The organism is Thermomonas aquatica, from assembly GCF_006337105.1.
Taxonomy (GTDB): Bacteria; Pseudomonadota; Gammaproteobacteria; order Xanthomonadales; family Xanthomonadaceae; genus Thermomonas; species Thermomonas aquatica.
The window spans coordinates 396,995-417,506 of sequence record NZ_CP040871.1 but is presented as its reverse complement, the minus strand read 5'-3'; the positions used below and the strand labels follow the sequence as shown (position 1 = coordinate 417,506).

The 20,512-nt window shown below is 67.6% G+C and carries 17 protein-coding genes and 1 tRNA gene; all 18 read left to right on the top strand.

What is annotated here, in order from left to right; genetic code table 11:
- The first annotated feature begins 9 nt into the window (after nt 1-9).
- The 18 genes from FHQ07_RS01920 to truB all read left to right on the top strand — a co-directional run bounded on the left by FHQ07_RS01920 (nt 10) and on the right by truB (nt 20,374).
- On the top strand, nt 10-771 hold the full coding sequence (locus FHQ07_RS01920) for an NADH-quinone oxidoreductase subunit C (protein ID WP_425476934.1): 762 nt from the start codon (nt 10-12) through the stop codon (nt 769-771).
- Nucleotides 768-2,072, top strand: a complete 1,305-nt coding sequence (locus FHQ07_RS01915; protein WP_139715087.1) for an NADH-quinone oxidoreductase subunit D — start codon at nt 768-770, stop codon at nt 2,070-2,072. The genes FHQ07_RS01920 and FHQ07_RS01915 overlap by 4 nt, the downstream gene beginning before the upstream one ends.
- The gene (gene nuoE / locus FHQ07_RS01910; protein WP_139715086.1) at nt 2,069-2,596 is read left to right on the top strand and encodes an NADH-quinone oxidoreductase subunit NuoE; all 528 of its coding nucleotides are present in this window, start codon (nt 2,069-2,071) and stop codon (nt 2,594-2,596) included. The genes FHQ07_RS01915 and nuoE overlap by 4 nt, the downstream gene beginning before the upstream one ends.
- A complete protein-coding gene (nuoF, locus tag FHQ07_RS01905; RefSeq protein ID WP_139715085.1) occupies nt 2,596-3,963 on the top strand; it encodes an NADH-quinone oxidoreductase subunit NuoF in 1,368 nt (455 codons plus the stop codon). The genes nuoE and nuoF overlap by 1 nt, the downstream gene beginning before the upstream one ends.
- Nucleotides 3,960-6,188 carry an NADH-quinone oxidoreductase subunit NuoG gene (nuoG, locus tag FHQ07_RS01900; protein ID WP_139715084.1) on the top strand — a complete coding sequence of 743 codons (2,229 nt, stop codon included), beginning with the start codon at nt 3,960-3,962 and terminating at the stop codon, nt 6,186-6,188. The genes nuoF and nuoG overlap by 4 nt, the downstream gene beginning before the upstream one ends.
- On the top strand, nt 6,188-7,258 hold the full coding sequence (nuoH, locus tag FHQ07_RS01895; RefSeq protein WP_139717834.1) for an NADH-quinone oxidoreductase subunit NuoH: 1,071 nt from the start codon (nt 6,188-6,190) through the stop codon (nt 7,256-7,258). The genes nuoG and nuoH overlap by 1 nt, the downstream gene beginning before the upstream one ends.
- A gap of 4 nt (nt 7,259-7,262) precedes the next feature.
- Nucleotides 7,263-7,751: an NADH-quinone oxidoreductase subunit NuoI gene (gene nuoI / locus FHQ07_RS01890; RefSeq protein WP_139715083.1), complete on the top strand. Its 489-nt coding sequence runs from the start codon at nt 7,263-7,265 to the stop codon at nt 7,749-7,751.
- A gap of 13 nt (nt 7,752-7,764) precedes the next feature.
- Entirely contained in the window at nt 7,765-8,406 is a 642-nt protein-coding gene (locus tag FHQ07_RS01885; RefSeq protein WP_139715082.1) for an NADH-quinone oxidoreductase subunit J, read from the top strand.
- 5 nt (nt 8,407-8,411) lie between these two features.
- Nucleotides 8,412-8,735, top strand: a complete 324-nt coding sequence (nuoK, locus tag FHQ07_RS01880; RefSeq protein WP_139717833.1) for an NADH-quinone oxidoreductase subunit NuoK — start codon at nt 8,412-8,414, stop codon at nt 8,733-8,735.
- Between the two features lie 4 nt (nt 8,736-8,739).
- The gene (nuoL, locus tag FHQ07_RS01875; protein WP_139715081.1) at nt 8,740-10,824 is read left to right on the top strand and encodes an NADH-quinone oxidoreductase subunit L; all 2,085 of its coding nucleotides are present in this window, start codon (nt 8,740-8,742) and stop codon (nt 10,822-10,824) included.
- A gap of 28 nt (nt 10,825-10,852) precedes the next feature.
- Nucleotides 10,853-12,364, top strand: coding sequence for an NADH-quinone oxidoreductase subunit M (locus FHQ07_RS01870; RefSeq protein WP_139715080.1), 1,512 nt, complete (start codon nt 10,853-10,855; stop codon nt 12,362-12,364).
- Between the two features lie 13 nt (nt 12,365-12,377).
- A complete protein-coding gene (gene nuoN / locus FHQ07_RS01865; protein WP_139715079.1) occupies nt 12,378-13,826 on the top strand; it encodes an NADH-quinone oxidoreductase subunit NuoN in 1,449 nt (482 codons plus the stop codon).
- Nucleotides 13,827-13,897: 71 nt separating this feature from the next.
- Nucleotides 13,898-13,974 (top strand) — tRNA-Met (locus FHQ07_RS01860).
- A 169-nt stretch (nt 13,975-14,143) separates the two neighbouring features.
- Nucleotides 14,144-14,773 (top strand): ribosome maturation factor RimP, encoded by a 630-nt coding sequence (gene rimP / locus FHQ07_RS01855; protein ID WP_139715078.1) that lies wholly within the window; start codon nt 14,144-14,146, stop codon nt 14,771-14,773.
- 6 nt (nt 14,774-14,779) lie between these two features.
- Nucleotides 14,780-16,267: a transcription termination factor NusA gene (gene nusA / locus FHQ07_RS01850; RefSeq protein WP_139715077.1), complete on the top strand. Its 1,488-nt coding sequence runs from the start codon at nt 14,780-14,782 to the stop codon at nt 16,265-16,267.
- A gap of 116 nt (nt 16,268-16,383) precedes the next feature.
- Nucleotides 16,384-18,999, top strand: coding sequence for a translation initiation factor IF-2 (gene infB / locus FHQ07_RS01845; protein WP_139715076.1), 2,616 nt, complete (start codon nt 16,384-16,386; stop codon nt 18,997-18,999).
- Between the two features lie 18 nt (nt 19,000-19,017).
- On the top strand, nt 19,018-19,380 hold the full coding sequence (rbfA, locus tag FHQ07_RS01840; protein ID WP_139717829.1) for a 30S ribosome-binding factor RbfA: 363 nt from the start codon (nt 19,018-19,020) through the stop codon (nt 19,378-19,380).
- A complete protein-coding gene (truB, locus tag FHQ07_RS01835) occupies nt 19,364-20,374 on the top strand; it encodes a tRNA pseudouridine(55) synthase TruB (RefSeq protein WP_240703527.1) in 1,011 nt (336 codons plus the stop codon). The genes rbfA and truB overlap by 17 nt, the downstream gene beginning before the upstream one ends.
- Nucleotides 20,375-20,512 lie beyond the last annotated feature (138 nt).

Below are 20,512 nucleotides of genomic sequence, written 5' to 3'. Positions count from 1 at the left end.
ACGGCTCCCATGGGGAATTTCGCGAACGAACTGGCGGCGCGCTTCGGCGAGGCCGCGGTGCAGGTCGCGCAGCCGCGCGGCGAAGTGACGCTGGAAGTCGCGGCGAGCGACTGGCTGGCCGCCTGCACGGCGTTGCGCGACGACTTCGGCTTCGACACCTTCATCGACCTGTGCGGCGTCGACTACATGGGTTACGGCAAGGACGAGTGGGACACCGAAGACGTGTCCAACACCGGCTTCAGCCGCGGCGTGGAAGGCAAGGGCCCGGGCCGCTTCAAGTGGGGCGAGCAGCCCAGCCACGAGGTCGCCCAGCCCGGCACCGATGCGCCGGACGCCGACATCCAGGGCAAGCGTTTTGCCGCGGTCCTCCACCTGCTGTCGGTCAAGCGCAACCTGCGCCTGCGCGTGCGCTGCTTCGCCGCCGACAACAGCCTGCCGGTGGTGCCGTCGCTGGTGCACGTCTGGCCGGGCGCGAACTGGTTCGAACGCGAAGCCTTCGACCTGTTCGGCATCATCTTCGAAGGCCATCCGGACCTGCGCCGGATCCTGACCGACTACGGCTTCGTCGGCCATCCGTTCCGCAAGGACTTCCCGCTGATCGGCAATGTCGAAGTGCGCTACGACGCCGAGAAGAAGCGCGTGGTGTACGAGCCGGTGACCTCGGTCGAGCCGCGCGTCGGCGTGCCGCGCGTGGTCCGCGACGACGCCCGCTTCGCTACCGCCAGCGGCGAGCGCGGCAGCAAGATCCTGGAGCGGGAGGGCCGTCGATGAGCGCCGTGCCGACCAGCAATCTCTTCGCCAGCAATGCCGGCGAAACCCAGCAGGAAATCCGCAACTACACGCTGAACTTCGGCCCGCAGCATCCGGCCGCGCACGGCGTGCTGCGCCTGATCCTGGAAATGGACGGCGAAGTGATCCGCCGCGCCGACCCGCATATCGGCCTGCTGCATCGCGGCACCGAGAAGCTGGCCGAGTCCAAGCCGTTCAACCAGTCGATCGGCTACATGGATCGCCTGGACTACGTGTCGATGATGTGCAACGAGCATGCCTACGTGCTCGCGATCGAACGACTGATGGGGATCGAGGCGCCGGAACGCGCGCAGTGGATCCGCACCATGTTCGACGAGATCACCCGCATCCTGAACCACCTGATGTGGGTGGGTTCGAATGCGCTCGACCTCGGCGCGATGGCGGTGTTCCTGTACGCCTTCCGCGAACGCGAAGAGCTGATGGACTGCTATGAAGCCGTCAGCGGCGCGCGCATGCACGCGACCTACTACCGCCCGGGCGGCGTCTACCGCGACCTGCCGGCGAAGATGCCGCAGTACAAGGAATCGCCGTGGCGCAAGGGACAGAAGCTCAAGCGCTTCAACTCCTGGCGCGAAGGCTCGCTGCTGGATTACCTCGAGCACTTCTGCGCGGACTTCCCGAAGCGCGTCGACGAGTACGAAACCCTGCTCACCGACAACCGCATCTGGAAGCAGCGCACGGTCGGCATCGGCGTGATCCCGCCGGAACAGGCGATGGCCTGGGGCATGACCGGCCCGATGCTGCGCGGCTCCGGCGTGGCCTGGGACCTGCGCAAGAAGCAGCCCTACGCGAAGTACGCCGAAGTCGACTTCGACATCCCGGTCGGCGTCGAGGGCGACTGCTACGACCGCTACCTGGTGCGCATCGCCGAGATGCGCCAGTCCACCCGCATCATCGAGCAGTGCGTGCGTTGGCTGAAGGCCAACCCGGGGCCGGTGATGCTGGACAACTACAAGGTGTCGCCGCCGTCGCGTGAAGCGATGAAGGACGACATGGAAGCCCTCATCCATCACTTCAAGCTGTTCTCCGAAGGCTACAGCGTCCCCGCCGGCGAGACCTATGCCGCGGTGGAAGCGCCGAAGGGCGAATTCGGCTGCTACCTGGTCAGCGACGGCGCCAACAAGCCGTTCCGCTGCCACCTGCGTGCGCCCGGTTTCGCGCACTTGTCGTCGATGGACGAGATCGTGAAGGGCCACATGCTGGCCGACGTGGTGGCCATGATCGGCACCTATGACATCGTGTTTGGTGAGGTTGATCGATGAAGGCGACGGGCAATTTCGAGGCCTGCCGCAACGTCGACCCGATGGTGGTGCTGTCGGGTGAGACGCGTGCGCATATCGACCACTGGCTGGCCAAGTTCCCGGCCGACCGCAAGCGTTCCGCCGTGCTGCAGGGCCTGCACGCCGCGCAGGAGCAGAACGGGGGCTGGCTGAGCGACGAGCTGATCGCCGCGGTGGCCAAGTACCTGGACCTGCCGCCGGTGTGGGCCTACGAAGTGGCGACGTTCTACTCGATGTTCGAGACCGAGAAGGTCGGCCGCAACAACGTCGCCTTCTGCACCAACATCAGCTGCTGGTTGAACGGCGCCGAGGACCTGGTGGCGCACGCCGAGAAGAAGCTGGGCTGCAAGCTGGGCGGTTCCACCGCCGATGGCCGCATCTACCTCAAGCGCGAGGAAGAATGCGTGGCCGCGTGCTGCGGCGCGCCGGTGGTGGTGATCAACGGGCATTACCACGAGAAGCTCGACGCCGCGAAGGTGGACGAGCTGCTGGACGGGCTGAAGTAATGGGCGGACACAGCCACTATTCCGAGGGCTACGGCCCGGTCGGCCCGGCGCCGTCGGAGCACAGCGTGGTCTACACCACGCTGCATTTCGACAAGCCGTGGTCGTACGAGAACTACCTGAAGACCGGCGGCTACAGCGCGCTGCGCAAGATCCTCGAGGAGAAGATCGAGCCGGCGGCGGTGGTCGAGATGGTCAAGGCCTCCGGCCTGCGCGGCCGTGGCGGCGCGGGCTTCCCGACCGGCCTGAAGTGGAGTTTCATGCCGAAGGGTCCGGGGCAGAAGTACATCCTGTGCAACTCGGACGAATCCGAGCCGGGCACGGCGAAGGACCGCGACATCCTGCGCTACAACCCGCATGCGGTGATCGAGGGCATGGCGATCGCCTGCTACGCCACCGGTTCGACGGTTGCGTACAACTACCTGCGCGGCGAGTTCCACCACGAGCCGTTCGAACACCTGGAAGAAGCCACCCGCGAGGCCTACGCGAACGGCTGGCTGGGCAAGAACGTGCTGGGCAGCGGGGTCGACATCGACCTGTACAACGCGCTCGGCGCCGGCGCCTACATCTGCGGCGAGGAAACCGCGCTGATGGAATCGCTGGAAGGCAAGAAGGGCCAGCCGCGCTACAAGCCGCCGTTCCCGGCCAACTTCGGCCTGTACGGCAAGCCGACCACGATCAACAACACCGAGACCTATGCCTCGGTGCCGGCGATCGTGCGCAATGGCGCGGAATGGTTCGCGAATCTCGGCAAGCCGAACAACGGCGGCCCGAAGATCTTCTCGGTGTCCGGCCACGTCAACAAGCCGGGCAACTACGAGATCCGCCTGGGCACCTCGTTCGCCGACCTGCTGGCGATGGCCGGCGGCGTGCGCAACGGCCACAAGCTGAAGGGCGTGATTCCCGGCGGTTCGTCGATGCCGGTGCTGCCGGCGGACACGATGCTGGCCTGCACGATGGACTACGACAGCATCCAGAAGGCCGGTTCCGGCCTGGGCTCCGGCGCGGTCATCGTGATGGACGAAACCACCTGCATGGTGCGCGCCTGCCGCCGCATCTCGCGCTTCTATTACGCCGAATCCTGCGGCCAGTGCACGCCGTGCCGCGAAGGCACCGGCTGGATGCACCGCATGCTCGATCGCATCTGCAAGTTCGAGGCCACCCTCGACGACCTGCAGATGCTGCGCGCCGCCGCCGGGCAGATCGAAGGCCACACCATCTGCGCGTTCGGCGAAGCCGCGGCATGGCCGGTGCAGGGCTTCCTGCGTCATTTCTGGCACGAATTCGAATACGCCATCGTGAACAAGCGCTTCTACGTCGACGACCAGCGCGCCGGCACCCTGGTGCAGAAGGTGGAGGTCGCGGCATGAGCACGCCTCCGTCCCCGGTCAATCCGAACCTGCCGCCCGACCACGTCACCGTCTTCATCGACGGCAACGAACTGGCCGCGCCGAAGGGCTCGATGATCATCCAGGCCGCCGACAAGGCCGGCATCCCGATCCCGCGTTTCTGCTACCACGACAAGCTGCCGATCGCGGCCAATTGCCGCATGTGCCTGGTCGAGGTCGAGAAGATGCCGAAGCCGGCGCCGGCCTGCGCCACCCCGGTGATGGACGGCATGAAGATCGCCACCCGCAGCGACAAGGCCTTGAAGTCGCAGCGCAACGTGATGGAATTCCTGCTGATCAACCACCCGCTGGACTGCCCGATCTGCGATCAGGGCGGCGAGTGCGAACTGCAGGACCTGTCGCTGGGCTACGGCCGTTCGGTCAGCCGCTTCGTCGAGCGCAAGCGCGTCGTCGCCGACGAGGACATGGGCCCGCTGGTCGCCAGCGACATGACCCGCTGCATCCAGTGCACGCGCTGCGTGCGCTTCACCGCGGACATCGCCGGCACCTACGAGCTCGGCGGCATGCAGCGCGGCGAGAACCTGCAGATCGGCACCTTCGACGGCAAGCCGCTGACCACCGAGCTGTCCGGCAACGTGATCGACGTCTGCCCGGTCGGCGCGCTCACCAACAAGGTGTTCCGCTTCAAGGCGCGTCCGTGGGAACTGACCGCCAAGCCGTCGCTGGGCTACCACGACGCGCTGGGCAGCAACCTGTTCCACCACGTGCGCCGCGGCGAGATCCTGCGCAGCGTGCCGCGCGATAACGAACCGGTGAACGAGTGCTGGATCTCGGATCGCGACCGCTACGCGCATGAAGGCCTGTACGCCGAGGATCGCGCCCACGTGCCGCTGGTCCGCGACGGCGACGGTTTCCGCGAAGCCTCGTGGGACGAAGCGCTGGCCAAGGCCGCGCACATCCTGCGCGACAACGCCGCCGACGACCTCGGCATCCTGGTGCATCCGTCGACCTCGAACGAGGAGGGCGCGCTGCTGGCGCGCCTCGCCGACGCGCTGGGCACCGGCAACCTCGACCACCGCATCGGCCAGCTCGACCTGTCCGACGGCGCGCAGGCCGCAGCCTTCGCGATGCCGGTCGCCGAGCTGGAACAGGCGCAGGCCATCGTCGTCGTCGGCTCCAACATCCGTTACGAAGTGCCGCTGCTGCACCAGCGCCTGCGCAAGGCCGCGCGCCGCGGCGCCAAGATCCACGTGGTCAACCCGGTCGATTTCGACTTCGCGTTCGTGACCGCGTCGAAGCGGATCGTGCCGCCGTCGCAGCTGGTATCGGCGCTGGCGCAGGTCGACCTGGGCGATGCCGCTAATGTAGCGGTGATCGTCGGTGCCGTCGCCGAGAACTCGGCGCATGCCGCGGCCATCCGCCAGGCCGTCGCCGACTTCGCCGCGGCGAAGAACGCGAAGCTGTGCCGCATCCCGCAGGGCGCGAACGCGCTGGGCCTGTCGAAGCATGGGGTGTTGCCGACCTCGCGCGATGCGCAATCGATGCTGCGCGAGCAGCGTTCGGCGTACATGATCTACGGCATCGAGCCGGGCCTGGATTTCGCCGACCAGCATGCCGCGCTGAAGGCGCTGGGCAACGCGCAGGTGGTGGCGTTCAGCCAGTTCGCCTGCGAGAGCACCCGCCGGGTGGCCGACGTGATCCTGCCGATCGGCGCGCTGCCGGAAATCGAGGCGACGCTGACCAACCTGGAAGGCAGGGCGCAGTCCACCGCGGTGGCCGGCAAGCTGCCGGGCCAGGCGCGTCCGGGCTGGCGCGTGCTGCGCGCGCTGGCGACCGAACTGTCGCTGCCGGGCTTCGAGTTCACCGATCTCGCCGGCCTCCGCGCCGGGATCTCGCCCAAGGCGATCCTGGCTGCGCCGGGCAAGCCGGCGGTGCAGGGCGGCAACGGCCTTGAAGTGGCCGTGTCGCAGGCGATCTACCGCGGCGATGCGGTGGTTCGCCGAGCGCAGGCGCTGCAGGTGCATCCGCTCACCACCGGTGCGCGGGTGGTGCTGAACGCCATCGACGCCACCGCCGCCGGCCTGGCCGAAGGCGCGATGGCCAAGCTCGGCAACGGTGTCGGTACCGGCACCCTGCAGGTGGTCGTCGACGATCGCGTGGCGCCGGGCTGCGTGTGGATCGAATCCGGTTACGGCGCGACCGCGCCGCTTGCCGCCTCGGCCAAGGTGGAGGTCGTCCGCGCATGATCAATCCATTGATGACCAACGTGATCGATCCGCTGCGCGATGGCCTGCTGTCGTTCGGCACCCTCGGCATGCTGGCGTGGATCGTGCTGAAGATCCTCGCCATCGCGGTGCCGGTGATCGTGAGCGTGGCGTTCTACGTGGTGTGGGAACGCAAGCTGATCGGCTGGATGCACGTCCGCCACGGGCCGATGTACGTCGGCAAGGGCATCCTCCAGGCCTTCGCCGACGTGTTCAAGCTGCTGTTCAAGGAAGTGGTGCAGCCGACCGTGGCGCATCCGTTCCTGTTCCGGCTGGCGCCGCTGATCGCGCTGGTGCCGGCATTCGCCGCCTGGGCGGTGGTGCCGTTCGATGCGCAGGTGGTGCTGTCGAACGCCAATGCCGGCCTGCTGTACCTGCTGGCGATGACTTCGCTGGGCGTGTACGGCGTGATCCTCGCCGGCTGGGCGTCGAACTCGAAGTACGCCTTCCTCGGCGCGATGCGCGCCGCCGCGCAGGTGGTGAGCTACGAGATCGCGATGGGCTTCGCCCTGGTCGGCGTGCTGATCGCCGCCGGCAGCCTGAACCTGACCGACATCGTGATGGCGCAGGCCGGCAACGCCGGGTTCCTGGAATGGTTCTGGGTGCCGCTGCTGCCGCTGTTCGTGGTGTATTTCATCTCCGGCGTGGCCGAGACCAACCGCGCGCCGTTCGACGTGGTGGAAGGCGAATCGGAAATCGTCGCCGGCCACATGGTCGAATATTCCGGCTCGCAGTTCGCGCTGTTCTTCCTGGCCGAGTACGCCAACATGATCCTGGTCAGCTTCCTGACCTCGATCTTCTTCCTCGGCGGCTGGCTGAGCCCGTTCCACGGCTGGGACATCCCGCTGCTGTCCGTCGACGGCTGGTGGTGGCTGCTCGCGAAGGTGTTCTTCTTCGCCAGCTGCTTCATCTGGTTCCGTGCCAGCTTCCCGCGCTACCGCTACGACCAGATCATGCGGCTGGGCTGGAAGGTCTTCATCCCGATCACCATCGCGTGGATCTTCGTGACCGCGCTGCTGGTGTACTTCGGCGTCATCCAGGCGGGGCAGTAAGCGCATGAGTCGCATCGTTTCCTACTTCAAGAGCCTGCTGCTGCTGGAACTCGCCGGCGGCCTGTGGCTGACCCTGAAGTACCTGTTCCGTCCGAAGTACACGCTGATGTACCCGATGGAGAAGACCCCGCAGTCGCCGCGCTTCCGCGGCCTGCACGCGCTGCGCCGCTACCCGAACGGCGAGGAGCGCTGCATCGCCTGCAAGCTGTGCGAGGCGGTGTGCCCCGCGCTGGCGATCACCATCGACTCGGAGCAGCGCGGCGACGGCACCCGCCGCACCACGCGCTACGACATCGACCTGTTCAAGTGCATCTTCTGCGGGTTCTGCGAGGAATCCTGCCCGGTGGACTCGATCGTCGAGACGCATATCCACGAATACCACTTCGACAAGCGCGGCCAGAACATCATGACCAAGCCGCAGCTGCTGGCCATCGGCGACAGGCTCGAGGCGGAAATCGCCGAGCGCCGCGCCGCAGACGCGCCGTTCCGCTGAGGCCGAGGACCGCATGAATTTCGATTTCGCAACGCTCGCCTTCCTCGGCTTCGCCGCCACCGCCGCCATCGCGGCGCTGGCCACGATCGCCGCGCGCAACCCGGTGCACGCCGCGCTGTGGCTGGTGCTGACCTTCTTCTCGGTGGCCTGCACCTGGATCGTCGGCGGCGCCGAGTTCCTCGGCATCGCGCTGGTGCTGGTCTACGTCGGCGCGGTGATGGTGCTGTTCCTGTTCGTGGTGATGATGCTGGACGTCGACCTGGCGCCGCTGCGCGAGGGCTATGTGCGCTACCTGCCGGTCGGATTGATCGTGGCGCTGGTGATGCTGGCGCAGATCCTGGCCCTGATCGGGGTCAAGGCCGCGGCGCAGATGCCGCTGGCGGAGAACGCAGCGGTCGCCAGCGATGTGCCCAACACCACCTGGCTGGCGCATGCGCTGTTCACCCAGTTCATGCTGCCGTTCGAAGTCGCCGCGGTGATCCTGACCGTGGCGGTGGTCGCGGCGGTGATGCTGACCCTGCGCCGTCGCGGCGGCACCAAGCACCAGGATCCGTCGGCGCAGTCGCGGGTCAAGGCCGCCGACCGCATGCGCATGGTCAAGATGGACGCCGTCAAACCCGAGCCGCTTGCAACCGAAGGGGAGGCCGCGCCGTGAGCGACATGCCCAATATCTTCGCCGCCCTGACCCTGGGCCACTACCTGGCGCTCGGCGCGGTGCTGTTCTGCATCAGCGTGGCCGGCATCTTCCTCAACCGGAAGAACGTGATCATGCTGCTGATGTCGCTGGAGCTGATGCTGCTGGCGGTGAACATCAACTTCGTCGCGTTCTCGCGTTCGCTGGGCGATGCCGCCGGCCAGGTGTTCGTGTTCTTCATCCTGACCGTGGCCGCCGCCGAATCCGCGATCGGCCTGGCGATCCTGGTCACCCTGTTCCGCAACCGCCGCACCATCGACGTGGCGGACATCGATACGTTGAAGGGCTGATGGCATGGTGATTTCGAAAACCCACCTGCTGCTGATCGTGCTGTTGCCCTTGCTGGGCAGCTGCATCGCCGGCCTGTTCGGCCGCAAGGTCGGCCGCGTCGGCGCGCACAGCGCCACCATCCTCGGCGTGGCCGCCAGCTGCGCGCTGTCGTGCTGGGTGATGTGGCAGCTGCTGCAGGGCGCGGCGCCGTTCAACGAGAACGTCTATACCTTCTTCGAGGTCGGCAAGTACTCGGCGCATGTCGGCTTCATGGTCGACAAGCTGACCGCGATGATGATGGTGGTGGTCACCTTCGTCTCGCTGCTGGTGCACGTCTACACCATCGGCTACATGGCCGAGGACGACGGCTACCAGCGCTTCTTCAGCTACATCTCGCTGTTCACCTTCAGCATGCTGATGCTGGTGATGAGCAACAACTTCCTGCAGCTGTTCTTCGGCTGGGAGGCGGTGGGCCTGGTCTCGTACCTGCTGATCGGCTTCTGGTTCAAGCGGCCCAGCGCGATCTTCGCCAACCTCAAGGCGTTCCTGGTCAACCGCGTCGGCGACTTCGGCTTCCTGCTCGGCATCGCCGGCGTGCTGTACTGGATCGGCACCCTGGACTACGCCACCGCGTTCGCCAACGCGCCGACCATCCGCGACGCCACGGTGACGATCATCGGCGGCCACGAATGGTCGATCCCGACCCTGATCTGCGTCTGCCTGTTCATCGGCGCGATGGGCAAGTCGGCGCAGGTGCCGCTGCACGTGTGGCTGCCGGACTCGATGGAGGGCCCGACCCCGATCTCCGCGCTGATCCATGCGGCGACCATGGTGACCGCCGGCATCTTCATGGTGGCGCGCATGTCGCCGCTGTTCGAGATGTCGCCGGCGGCGCTCAACTTCATCCTGTTCATCGGCGCCACCACCGCGTTCTGGACCGGCCTGATCGGCATGGTGCAGAACGACATCAAGCGCGTGGTCGCGTATTCGACCCTGTCGCAGCTCGGCTACATGACCGTGGCGCTGGGCGTGTCCGCCTACTCGGCGGCGGTCTACCACCTGATGACCCATGCCTTCTTCAAGGCGCTGCTGTTCCTCGGCGCGGGCAGCGTGATCATCGGCATGCACCACGAGCAGGACATGCGCAAGATGGGCGGCCTGCGCAAGTACATGCCGATCACCCACCTGACCATGTGGATCGGCACCCTGGCGCTGGTCGGCACGCCGTTCTTCAGCGGCTTCTACTCGAAGGACACCATCATCGAGGCGGTCGGCGAGCATGCGCACGAGCACCTGGACTGGGTCGCGCAGTACGCGCACTGGGCGGTGCTGCTGGGCGCGTTCGTCACCAGCTTCTACAGCTTCCGCCTGCTGTACCTGACCTTCTTCGGCGAAGAACGCTTCCGCCACGCGCATGCGCATGACGACGCGCACCACGGCGACGCGCATGCCCACGACGACCACCACGATGCGCACCACGACGGCCACGGCCATGGCGCGCACGAGCCGCACGAAAGCCCGTGGGTGGTGACCCTGCCGCTGGTGCTGCTGGCGATCCCGTCGATCCTGGTCGGCTTCCTGACCGTCGGCCCGATGTTGTTCGGCACCGACATGCTGGGCCACGAGAAGCAGCTGCCGTTCTTCCTCGGCGCGATCGAGGTGCTCAAGGAGAACGACGTGATCGCCAAGCTGGCCGAGGAATTCCACGGCCCGGTCAAGTTCGCCCTGCACGGCTTCAGCGCGCCGGCCTTCTTCCTCGCGTTGATGGGCTTCTTCCTCGCCACCCTGCTGTACATGGTCAAGCCGGAATGGCGCGCGGGCATCACCCGCACCCTGGCCTGGCCGATCAAGGTGCTGGAGAACAAGTACTGGATGGACGACCTGTGGATCGGCGGTTTCGCCGCCGGCGGCGTCGGCCTGGGCAAGCTGTCGCGGCTGTTCGACAGCAAGGTGATCGACGGCGTGGCGGTCAACGGCAGCGCCGGCGCGGTCGGCCTGGCCGCGGGCATGCTCCGCAAGCTGCAGTCCGGCTACCTGTACCACTACGCCTTCGCCATGATCCTGGGCCTGGTCGCGCTGCTGGCGCTGGCCAACCACTACTGGCTGTAAGCCCGACCGACTGGATGGAATCCCAAGCGTGATGCAATTGCCTCTTCTCAGTCTCCTGGTCTGGCTGCCGATCCTCGGCGGCGTGTTCACCATGATGGCGGGCAACGCCCGCCCGCAGGCGGCGCGCTGGATCGCGCTGGCCTTCGCGTTGGCCACCTTCCTCGCCAGCATCCCGCTGTTCGCCGGCTTCGACCTCGGCAACGCGGCCATGCAGTTCGTCGAGCAGAAGGCGTGGATCCCGGCCTACGACATCCAGTACCACCTCGGCGCGGACGGCATCTCGATCGCCCTGATCGGCCTGACCACGCTGACCACGGTGCTGGTGCTGGTCGGCGCCTGGGGCGCGATCGACAAGCGCGTCAGCCAGTACTACGCCGCGTTCCTGATCCTCGAGGGGCTGATGATCGGCGTGTTCAGCGCGCTGGATGCGCTGCTGTTCTACGTGTTCTTCGAGGGCATGCTGATCCCGATGTTCATCATCATCGGCGTGTGGGGCGGCCCGCGCCGGGTGTACGCCTCGGTCAAGTTCTTCCTGTACACCTTCCTCGGCTCGGTGTTCATGCTGGTCGGGCTGGTCTACCTGTACCTGAAGGGCGGCAGCTGGCAGCTGGCCGACATGGCCGCGCTGCCGCTGACGATGGCCGAGCAGACCTGGCTGTTCTTTGCCTTCCTGGTCGCCTTCGCGGTCAAGGTGCCGATGTTCCCGGTCCACACCTGGTTGCCGGACGCGCACGTCGAGGCGCCGACCGGCGGTTCGGTGATCCTGGCCGCGATCATGCTGAAGATCGGCGGTTACGGCTTCATCCGCTTCGTCCTGCCGATCGTGCCGGACGCCGGCCACCACTACGCCTGGCTGGTGATCGCGCTGTCGCTGATCGCGGTGGTGTACGTCGGCCTGGTGGCGCTGGTGCAGGAGGACATGAAGAAGCTGATCGCCTATTCGTCGGTCTCGCACATGGGCTTCGTCACCCTCGGCACCTTCATCGCCTTTGCGCTGGTGCGCGATGCCGGCAATGCCGATGCCGCCCGCCTGGGCATGCAGGGGGCGATGGTGCAGATGATCAGCCACGGCTTCATCTCCGGCGCGATGTTCTCCTGCGTCGGCGTGCTCTACGACCGCATGCACAGCCGCATGATCAGGGACTACGGCGGGGTCGCCAATGCGATGCCGTGGTTCGCGATGTTCTGGGTGCTGTTCGCGATGGCGAATTCGGGCCTGCCGGGCACCAGCGGCTTCGTCGGCGAGTTCATGGTGATCCTGGCCGCGTTCCAGGCCAATCCGCTGATCGCGTTCGCCGCGGCCTTCACCCTGATCATCGGCGCCGGCTACACCCTGTGGCTGACCAAGCGGGTGATCTGGGGCGATGTCGGCAATGCCCACGTCGCCGAACTCGAGGACATCAACATGCGCGAATGGATCGTGCTCGGCGTGTTCGCCGTCGGCACCCTGCTGATCGGCGTGTGGCCGAAGCCGCTGACCGACCTGATGGAGCCGTCCATCGCGCAACTGGCGGGCCAGCTCGCCGCGACCAAGCTCTAAGGTGCAACAGACCATGCAGGCCACCCTCCCGATGCCGTCCGCCACCGAACTCCTGCCGCTGCTCCCGGAGCTGGCGCTGGTCGGCGCCGCGTTCGCGCTGCTGCTGCTCGACCTGTTCCTCGACGAGAAGCGGCGCGCGCTCACCCATGCGTTGGCGATCGCCAGCCTGGTGCTGGTCGGCGTGCTGCTGGTCGCCGGCACGGGCGGGCAGGGCACGGTGCTGTCCGGCATGTTCATCCGCGACAACATGGCCGACGTGCTGAAGACCGGCGTGTGCCTGGTGTCCGCGATCGCGCTGGTCTACGCCTGGCCCTACCTGCGCGAGCGCGGCCTGTACAAGGGCGAGGTGCCGGTGCTGGTGATGTTCGCGGCGGCCGGCATGATGCTGCTGATCTCCGCAGGCAGCCTGGTGATGGTCTACCTGGGGCTGGAGATGCTGGCGTTGTGCTCGTACGCGCTGGTGGCGATCGACCGCGACAGCCCGCTCGCCTCGGAAGCGGCGATGAAGTACTTCGTGCTGGGCGCGCTGGCCTCGGGCATGCTGCTGTACGGCATGTCGCTGGTGTACGGCGCGACCGGCAGCATCGACCTGGCCACGATCAGCGCCAACGCGCCGCTGGCCGCGCAGCCGGCGATGCTGCTCACGGGCGTGGCGTTCATGGTCGCCGGCATCGCCTTCAAGTTCGGCGCGGCGCCGTTCCACATGTGGTTGCCCGACGTGTACCACGGCGCGCCGACCCCGATCACCCTGTTCATCGGTTCCGCGCCGAAGCTGGCCGCGTTCGCGATGGCGATGCGCCTGCTCGAAGTCGGCGCCGCGCCGCTGGGCGACTACTGGCATCCGATGCTGGCCGGCCTGGCCGCGCTGTCGCTGGTGGTCGGCAACCTGGTCGCGCTGGCGCAGACCAACCTCAAGCGCATGCTGGCGTATTCCACCGTGTCCCACGTCGGCTTCCTGTTCATGGGCCTGGCCGGCGGCGGCGCGCAGGGCTATGCCGCCGCGATGTTCTACGCGCTGAGCTACGCGATCATGGCCGCCGCCGCGTTCGGCGCGATCATCGTGCTCTCGCGCCGCGGCTTCGAGGCGGACAAGATCGACGACTTCAAGGGCCTCAACGCGCGCGATCCGTGGACCGCCGGCCTGGTGCTGTGCGTGATGGCCTCGCTGGCCGGCGTGCCGCCGTTCCTCGGCTTCTGGTCGAAGCTGGCGGTGCTGCGCGCCGCGCTGGAAGGCGGCATGCTGTGGCTGGCCATCGTCGGCATCGTGTGCGCGGTGATCGGTGCGTTCTACTACCTGCGCGTGATCAAGGCGATGTATTTCGACGAACCCTCGGGCGATGCCGTCGGCCCGCGCGACGACCGCGTTCTGCAGGTGGTGTTCGGCGTCAATGCGCTGGGCCTGTTGGCGTTCGGCCTGTTCTGGAGTCCGCTGATGGCGTGGTGCCAGCGCGCCTTCGCCTGAACGGCAGTTGCGAAACTTCGCAAGCCAAGGCTTGCAAAGAATCTTCGCAGGCAACATAATTCCGCTTCTGCTGCGGGGTGGAGCAGTCTGGCAGCTCGTCGGGCTCATAACCCGAAGGTCGCAGGTTCAAATCCTGCCCCCGCTACCATGCTTATCTGCGATGGATGCACGATCCGATTCATCGCCGGGGCTTGGGCTCGCGAAATCCGTTGCTTCCGGGTTTCGCAATCCAGCGTCATCGGACAAGGGCCCATCGGGCCCTTTTTCGTTTCCGGGATTCCGTTTTTTCGTTCCTGCTTCCGAGATCTGGACACAACGTGACCGACAAGGCCGCCGAAATCGCCGCACTGCTTTCGCCCACGGTGGAATCGCTGGGGCTGGAGCTGCTCGGCATCGAGTACCTGCCCGCACCGGGCGGCGCCACCGTGCGCCTCTACATCGACGTGCCCGCGGCCGAAAGCGAAGCCCGCGGCGTCGGCATCGAGGAGTGCGAGGCGGTCAGCCGCGAGGTCTCCGCCCAGCTCGACGTCGAGGATCCGATCAGCGGCAACTACACCCTGGAAGTGTCCTCGCCGGGGCTGGACCGCCCGCTGTTCGGCGCCGCGCAGTTCGCCCGCTTCGCCGGCCAGACCGCCAAGGTCACCCTGAAGCTGCCGCAGGACGGGCGCCGCCGCTTCCAGGGCGCGATCCTGCGCGTGGATGGCCCGGCCATCGTGTTCGCCATCGACAACGCCGAGTTCGAAGTCGATGCGGCGAACATCGACAAGGCCAGGCTGGTGCCCGACTGGGTGGCGCTGGGCCTGGCGCCGGCAATGGACAAGTCCGGGCGCGATGCGCGCCCGGGCAAGCAGAGGAAAACCGCGGGCCAGAAGCCCCCGGCGAAGAACACCACGAACAAGAACCTCACCAACAAGCCGTCGGCCGATGAGCCGTCAAGTGCGGAGTAAGCGGAAATGAGCAAGGAACTGTTGCTGGTCGTCGATGCGGTCGCGGCCGAGAAGGGCGTGCCGGAGTCGGTGATCCTCGAGGCGATCGAAGCGGCGCTGGCCTCGGCGGCGAAGAAGCGCTATGCCGAGCAGGACGTGCTGGTGCGCGTGGCGATCGATCCGAAGGACGGCAGCTACGAGACCTTCCGCCGCTGGGAAGTCGTCGCCGACGACGTGGTGATGGAATCGCCGGACCGCCAGGTGCGCCTGATGGACGCGATCGACGAGAGCGACGAGGCCGAGGTCGGCGACTACATCGAAGAGCAGATCGAGAACCCGGATTTCGGCCGCATCGCCGCGCAGGCCGCCAAGCAGGTGATCGTGCAGCGCGTGCGCGAGGCCGAACGCGCGCAGGTCGTCGACGCCTGGAAGGACCGCGTCGGCGAGCTGGTGACCGGCGTGGTCAAGCGCGTCGAGCGCGGCAACATCTTCGTCGACCTGGGCGGCAATGCCGAGGCGATCATCCCGAAGGACAAGGGCATCCCGCGCGACGTGCTGCGCACCGGCGACCGCGTCCGCGGCTACCTGTTCGACGTGCGTTCCGAGCCGCGCGGCCCGCAGCTGTTCATCAGCCGCGCCGCCCCGGAATTCATGATGGAGCTGTTCAAGCTTGAGGTGCCGGAAGTCGGCCAGGGCCTGGTCTCGATCATGGCCTGCGCGCGCGACCCGGGCGACCGCGCCAAGATCGCGGTGCTGGCGCACGACAACCGCACCGATCCGATCGGCGCCTGCATCGGCATGCGCGGTTCGCGCGTGCAGGCGGTGACCAACGAGCTGAACGGCGAGCGCGTCGACATCGTGCTGTGGAGCGACAACGCCGCGCAGTTCGTGATCAACGCGATGGCGCCGGCGGAAGTGCAGTCGATCATCGTCGACGAGGACAAGCACTCGATGGACCTGGCCGTCGCCGAGGACAAGCTGGCGCAGGCGATCGGCCGCGGCGGCCAGAACGTGCGCCTGGCCAGCCGCCTGTCCGGCTGGCAGCTCAACGTGATGACCGCCGACCAGGTGCAGGCCAAGTCCGAGGCCGAGCAGGCCGCGGCGCGCCAGCTGTTCATGGACAAGCTGGAAGTCGACGAGGAAATCGCCGGCATCCTGGTGGCCGAGGGCTTCAGCACGGTCGAGGAAATCGCCTACGTGCCGGTCGGCGAGCTGCTGGCGGTCGAGGGCTTCGACGAGGACATCGTCGAGGAATTGAGGTCCCGCGCCCGCGATGCGCTGCTCAACGACGCGCTGGCGGTCGAGGAAGGCCTGGAGGAACACCAGCCGGCCGAAGACCTGCTGACGCTGGAAGGCATGGACGAAGCCACCGCCTACGCGCTTGCCGAACGCGGCGTGCGCACCCGCGAGGACCTGGCCGAGATGGCCACCGACGAAATCGCCGACATCGAGGACGTCGGCGAGGAACGCGCGGCGGCCCTGATCATGGAAGCGCGCAAGCACTGGTTCGAATAAGCCATCACGCCAGGCGGGTTTCGGCCCGCCACGCCGGATCGTCCGGCGGGCCGCGGCCCGTCCTACAATCCCCCGATTCGGCCGCTCCCGTGGCGGCCAAAGACACCGGAATCCGAATGTCGCAGCAAACCACCATCCGCAAGTTGGCCGAACTGGTGAACACGCCGGTCGAGAAACTGCTGGAACAGCTGGCCGAGGCCGGCATGAGCTTCAGCGGCCCCGACCAGGTCGTCACCAGCATGGAGAAAGTGAAGCTGCTGGGCTTCCTGAAGCGTTCGCATGGCAAGACCGAAGCCGCCGCGGACGAGGTCATCGCGCCCGGCAAGATCACCCTCAACCGCAGCCGCAAGCAGGAAATCACCGTCGGCGGCAGCGGCAAGGCCGGCCGCGGCGCCGCCAGCACCATCGACGTGGTGGTGCGCAAGAAAGTCACCCTGAGCAAGCCGGGCAGCACGCCTGCGCCGACCGCCGCCGAGGAACAGGACGCCGAGCGCGCCGAGATCCTGCGCAAGCTGGAAGAGTCGCGCCAGCGCAACCTGACCGAGCAGCAGCGCCTGGCCGAAGGCGACCGCAAGCGCGCCGAGGAACTGGCCGAGCGCAAGCGCGCCGAGGAAGAAGAGGCAGAGCGCGCGCGGATCGAGGCCACCGCAGCCGCGGAGGCCGCGGTGATCGAGGAAGCCGGCAAGCCCAAGGCCGGCCACCATGGCCATGCGCATCATCCGAAGCCCGCTGCCCCGCGCGGCGACGACAAGGCCGCCGCCGCGCACAAGGGCAAGGTCCAGCGCGGTTCGCACGCGATGGTCGCGGGCGTCGAGGACGACGACAACGCCCAGCGCTTCGCCGGCCAGCTGCACCTGTCCGCCTCCGAGCGCGCGCGCCGCACCACCAGCGTGCGCGGCAAGGCCAGGCCGCAGAAGCGCGGCCAGGACCAGTCGCGCACCGGCACCGGCTTCAACAAGCCGACCGCGCCGATCGTGCGCGAGATCGCCATCGGCGACGCGATCACCGTGTCCGACCTCGCGCAGAAGCTGGCGCTGAAGGGCGGCGACGTGGTCAAGGCGCTGTTCAAGATGGGCGTGATGGCCACCATCACCCAGACCATCGACCACGACACCGCGGTGCTGGTCACTGAGGAGCTCGGCCACAAGGCCGTGCACGCCGATGCCGGCGACGCCGAAAGCGAACTGCTGGCGCACGTCGAGCAGGTGCAGGGCGACCAGCAGCAGCGGCCGCCGGTGGTCACCATCATGGGCCACGTCGACCACGGCAAGACCTCGTTGCTGGACTACATCCGCCGCACCAAGGTCGCCTCGGGCGAAGCCGGCGGCATCACCCAGCACATCGGCGCGTACCACGTGGACACGCCGAAGGGCACGATCAGCTTCCTCGACACCCCCGGCCACGCGGCATTCACCCACATGCGCCAGCGCGGCGCCAAGCTGACCGACATCGTGATCCTGGTGGTCGCGGCCGACGACGGCGTGATGCCGCAGACCGTCGAGGCGATCCAGCACGCGAAGTCGGCCAAGGTGCCGCTGATCGTGGCGATCAACAAGATCGACAAGTCCGACGCCGATCCGCTGCGGGTCAAGAACGAATTGCTGAGCCACGACGTGGTCGCCGAGGATTTCGGCGGCGACACCCAGATGGTCGAACTGTCGGCGCGCACCGGCCAGGGCGTGGACGACCTGCTCGACGCGATTTCGCTGCAGGCCGAAGTGCTCGACCTCAAGGCGGTGTTCGAGGGCCGCGCCTCCGGCGTGGTGATCGAATCCGCGCTGGACAAGGGCCGCGGTCCGGTGGCGACGGTGCTGGTGCAGCAGGGCACGCTCAACAAGGGCGACTACCTGGTGTGCGGCATCCAGTACGGCCGCGTGCGTGCGCTGTTCGACGAAACCGGATCGCAGGTGGCGCAGGCCGGCCCGTCGATCCCGGTGCAGGTGCTGGGCCTGTCCGGCGTGCCGGAAGCGGGCGACGATTTCGTGGTCGTCGCCGACGAGCGCCTGGCCAAGGACGTGGCCCAGCAGCGCGACGCCAAGCGCCGCGAGCTGCGCCTGGTGGCGTCGGCCGGCAACCGCATGGAAGACATCATGGCGCAGATGGGCGAGGGCGCCGCGCAGCAGACCCTCAACCTGGTGGTCAAGGCCGACGTGCACGGGTCGATGCAGGCCCTGCGCGAGGCGCTGACCGGCCTGTCCAACGAGCAGATCCGGATCAACGTGATCGGCTCCGGCGTGGGCGGCATCACCGAATCCGACGCGCAGCTGGCGGCGACCTCCAAGGCCACCGTGATCGGCTTCAACGTGCGTGCCGATGCCTCGGCGCGCAAGGTGATCGAGAACAACGGCGTCGACCTGCGTTACTTCTCGATCATCTACGACGTCATCGACCAGGTGAAGCAGGTCGCCTCGAACGTGCTGGGCAAGGAAATCCGCGAGGAGATCATCGGCACCGCCGAGGTCCGCGACGTGTTCCGCAGCTCCAAGTTCGGCGCGGTGGCCGGCTGCATGGTCATCGAGGGCGTGGTCAAGCGCAGCAAGCCGATCCGCGTGCTGCGCGACAACACCGTCATCTTCGAGGGCGAACTGGAATCGCTGCGCCGCTTCAAGGAGAACGTGGACGAAGTCCGCGTCAACACCGAGTGCGGCATCGGCGTGAAGGCGTACAACGACGTCAAGCCGGGCGACCAGATCGAATGCTTCGAGCGCATCGAGGTGCAGCGCACGCTGTAAGGCGTGCGCGCAGCCCGCATGGCGCAGAAGTCCTTCCACCGCACCGACCGCGTCTCCGCCCAGCTCCGCCGCGAGCTGGGCACGTTGGTGCACGAGGCCGTGCGCGAGCACGGCCTGGCCTCGACCAGCGTGTCCGACGTCGAGCTCACCCGCGACATGGCGCATGCCAAGGTGTTCGTCACCGTCCTGCTGCAGGACCGCGCCGCCGAGACGCTGAAGGCGCTGAAGGCGCTGGCGCCGGAAATCCGCTACCGGCTGGCGCGCGCGATGCAGTTGCGCCACGTGCCGGAACTGCATTTCCACTACGACGAGTCGATGGACCGCGGCGAGCGCATCGACCACCTGCTGCGCGACCTGCGCACCAGTGACGATTCCGAATAACCCATCGGCACCGCCGCCGCGCCAGAAGCGCGAACGCACGGTGTTCCGCCGCCTCGACGGCATCCTGCTGCTGGACAAGCCGCAGGGGCTGTCGTCGAACCAGGCCCTGCAGCGCGTGCGCCACCTGTTCCGCGCGGACAAGGGCGGGCATACCGGCAGCCTCGACCCGCTGGCCACCGGCCTGCTGCCGGTCTGTTTCGGCGAGGCGACCAAGATCGCCGGCGGCCTGCTCGGCGCGCGCAAGGCCTACGAGACCGTGGCCCGGCTCGGCATCGTCACCGATACCGACGACGCCGAAGGCCAGCCGCTGCGCGAACGCCCGGTGCCGGCGATCACCATCGACAGCATCGACGCGGCGTTGAAGCAGCTCACCGGCCGCATCCGCCAGCGCCCGCCGATCTATTCCGCGCTCAAGCGCGGCGGCGAACCGCTGTACGCGAAGGCGCGGCGCGGCGAAACCATCGAAATCGAGGAACGCGAAGTCGACGTCCACGCCTTCGACCTGGTGAATGCCGCCGACCTGCTGGACGGCGACGAACCGCTGCTGCGCCTGCATGTCGAATGCGGCTCCGGCACCTATGTGCGCAGCCTGGTCCGCGACCTCGGCGAGCTGCTCGGCTGCGGCGCGCACGTGGCCGAATTGCGCCGCCTGTGGGTGGACCCGTTCCGCGAACCGCGCATGTGGACCCTGCAGGCGCTGGAAAACCTGCTGGCGCAGGCCGGCGAGCGCGTGCTGGAGGCCTGCCTGCTGCCGATCGAGGCGGGAATGACCTCGTGGCCGCAGGTCCGGGTCAGCGAGGCGCAGGCGCAGCGGCTGGGCCGCGGCCAGGGCCTGCGCGGGCCGTACCAGCCGCAGGGGCAGGTCGCCCTGCTGGACGAGCACGGCCGCGGGCTGGGCCTGGGCGAGGTCGATGCCGAGGGCGGGCTGCGCCCGGCGCGGCTGTTCCGCTGGGCGTCCGCGACCGGGGCGCTGCCGGAGGCGGGCACGCCCTGAATTGCCCGGAAGGCGCGCAGGGGCTATAATTCCGCCGCTTTTTCCGGGCGATTGCCCGGGCAAGCGATTCCGCATCATTCCGTTCACGGCGAGCCGTGCGGTGCGGCGGTGCATCCGTCCGTTCCTGCTGGTCACGCA

Coding starts and splice junctions, on each gene's coding strand:
- FHQ07_RS01920 (WP_425476934.1), top strand. CDS start 10: ATGGGGAATTTCGCGAACGAACTGGCGGCGCGCTTCGGCGAGGCCGCG.
- FHQ07_RS01915 (WP_139715087.1), top strand. CDS start 768: ATGAGCGCCGTGCCGACCAGCAATCTCTTCGCCAGCAATGCCGGCGAA.
- nuoE (WP_139715086.1), top strand. CDS start 2,069: ATGAAGGCGACGGGCAATTTCGAGGCCTGCCGCAACGTCGACCCGATG.
- nuoF (WP_139715085.1), top strand. CDS start 2,596: ATGGGCGGACACAGCCACTATTCCGAGGGCTACGGCCCGGTCGGCCCG.
- nuoG (WP_139715084.1), top strand. CDS start 3,960: ATGAGCACGCCTCCGTCCCCGGTCAATCCGAACCTGCCGCCCGACCAC.
- nuoI (WP_139715083.1), top strand. CDS start 7,263: ATGAGTCGCATCGTTTCCTACTTCAAGAGCCTGCTGCTGCTGGAACTC.
- FHQ07_RS01885 (WP_139715082.1), top strand. CDS start 7,765: ATGAATTTCGATTTCGCAACGCTCGCCTTCCTCGGCTTCGCCGCCACC.
- nuoK (WP_139717833.1), top strand. CDS start 8,412: ATGCCCAATATCTTCGCCGCCCTGACCCTGGGCCACTACCTGGCGCTC.
- nuoL (WP_139715081.1), top strand. CDS start 8,740: ATGGTGATTTCGAAAACCCACCTGCTGCTGATCGTGCTGTTGCCCTTG.
- nuoN (WP_139715079.1), top strand. CDS start 12,378: ATGCAGGCCACCCTCCCGATGCCGTCCGCCACCGAACTCCTGCCGCTG.
- nusA (WP_139715077.1), top strand. CDS start 14,780: ATGAGCAAGGAACTGTTGCTGGTCGTCGATGCGGTCGCGGCCGAGAAG.
- infB (WP_139715076.1), top strand. CDS start 16,384: ATGTCGCAGCAAACCACCATCCGCAAGTTGGCCGAACTGGTGAACACG.
- rbfA (WP_139717829.1), top strand. CDS start 19,018: ATGGCGCAGAAGTCCTTCCACCGCACCGACCGCGTCTCCGCCCAGCTC.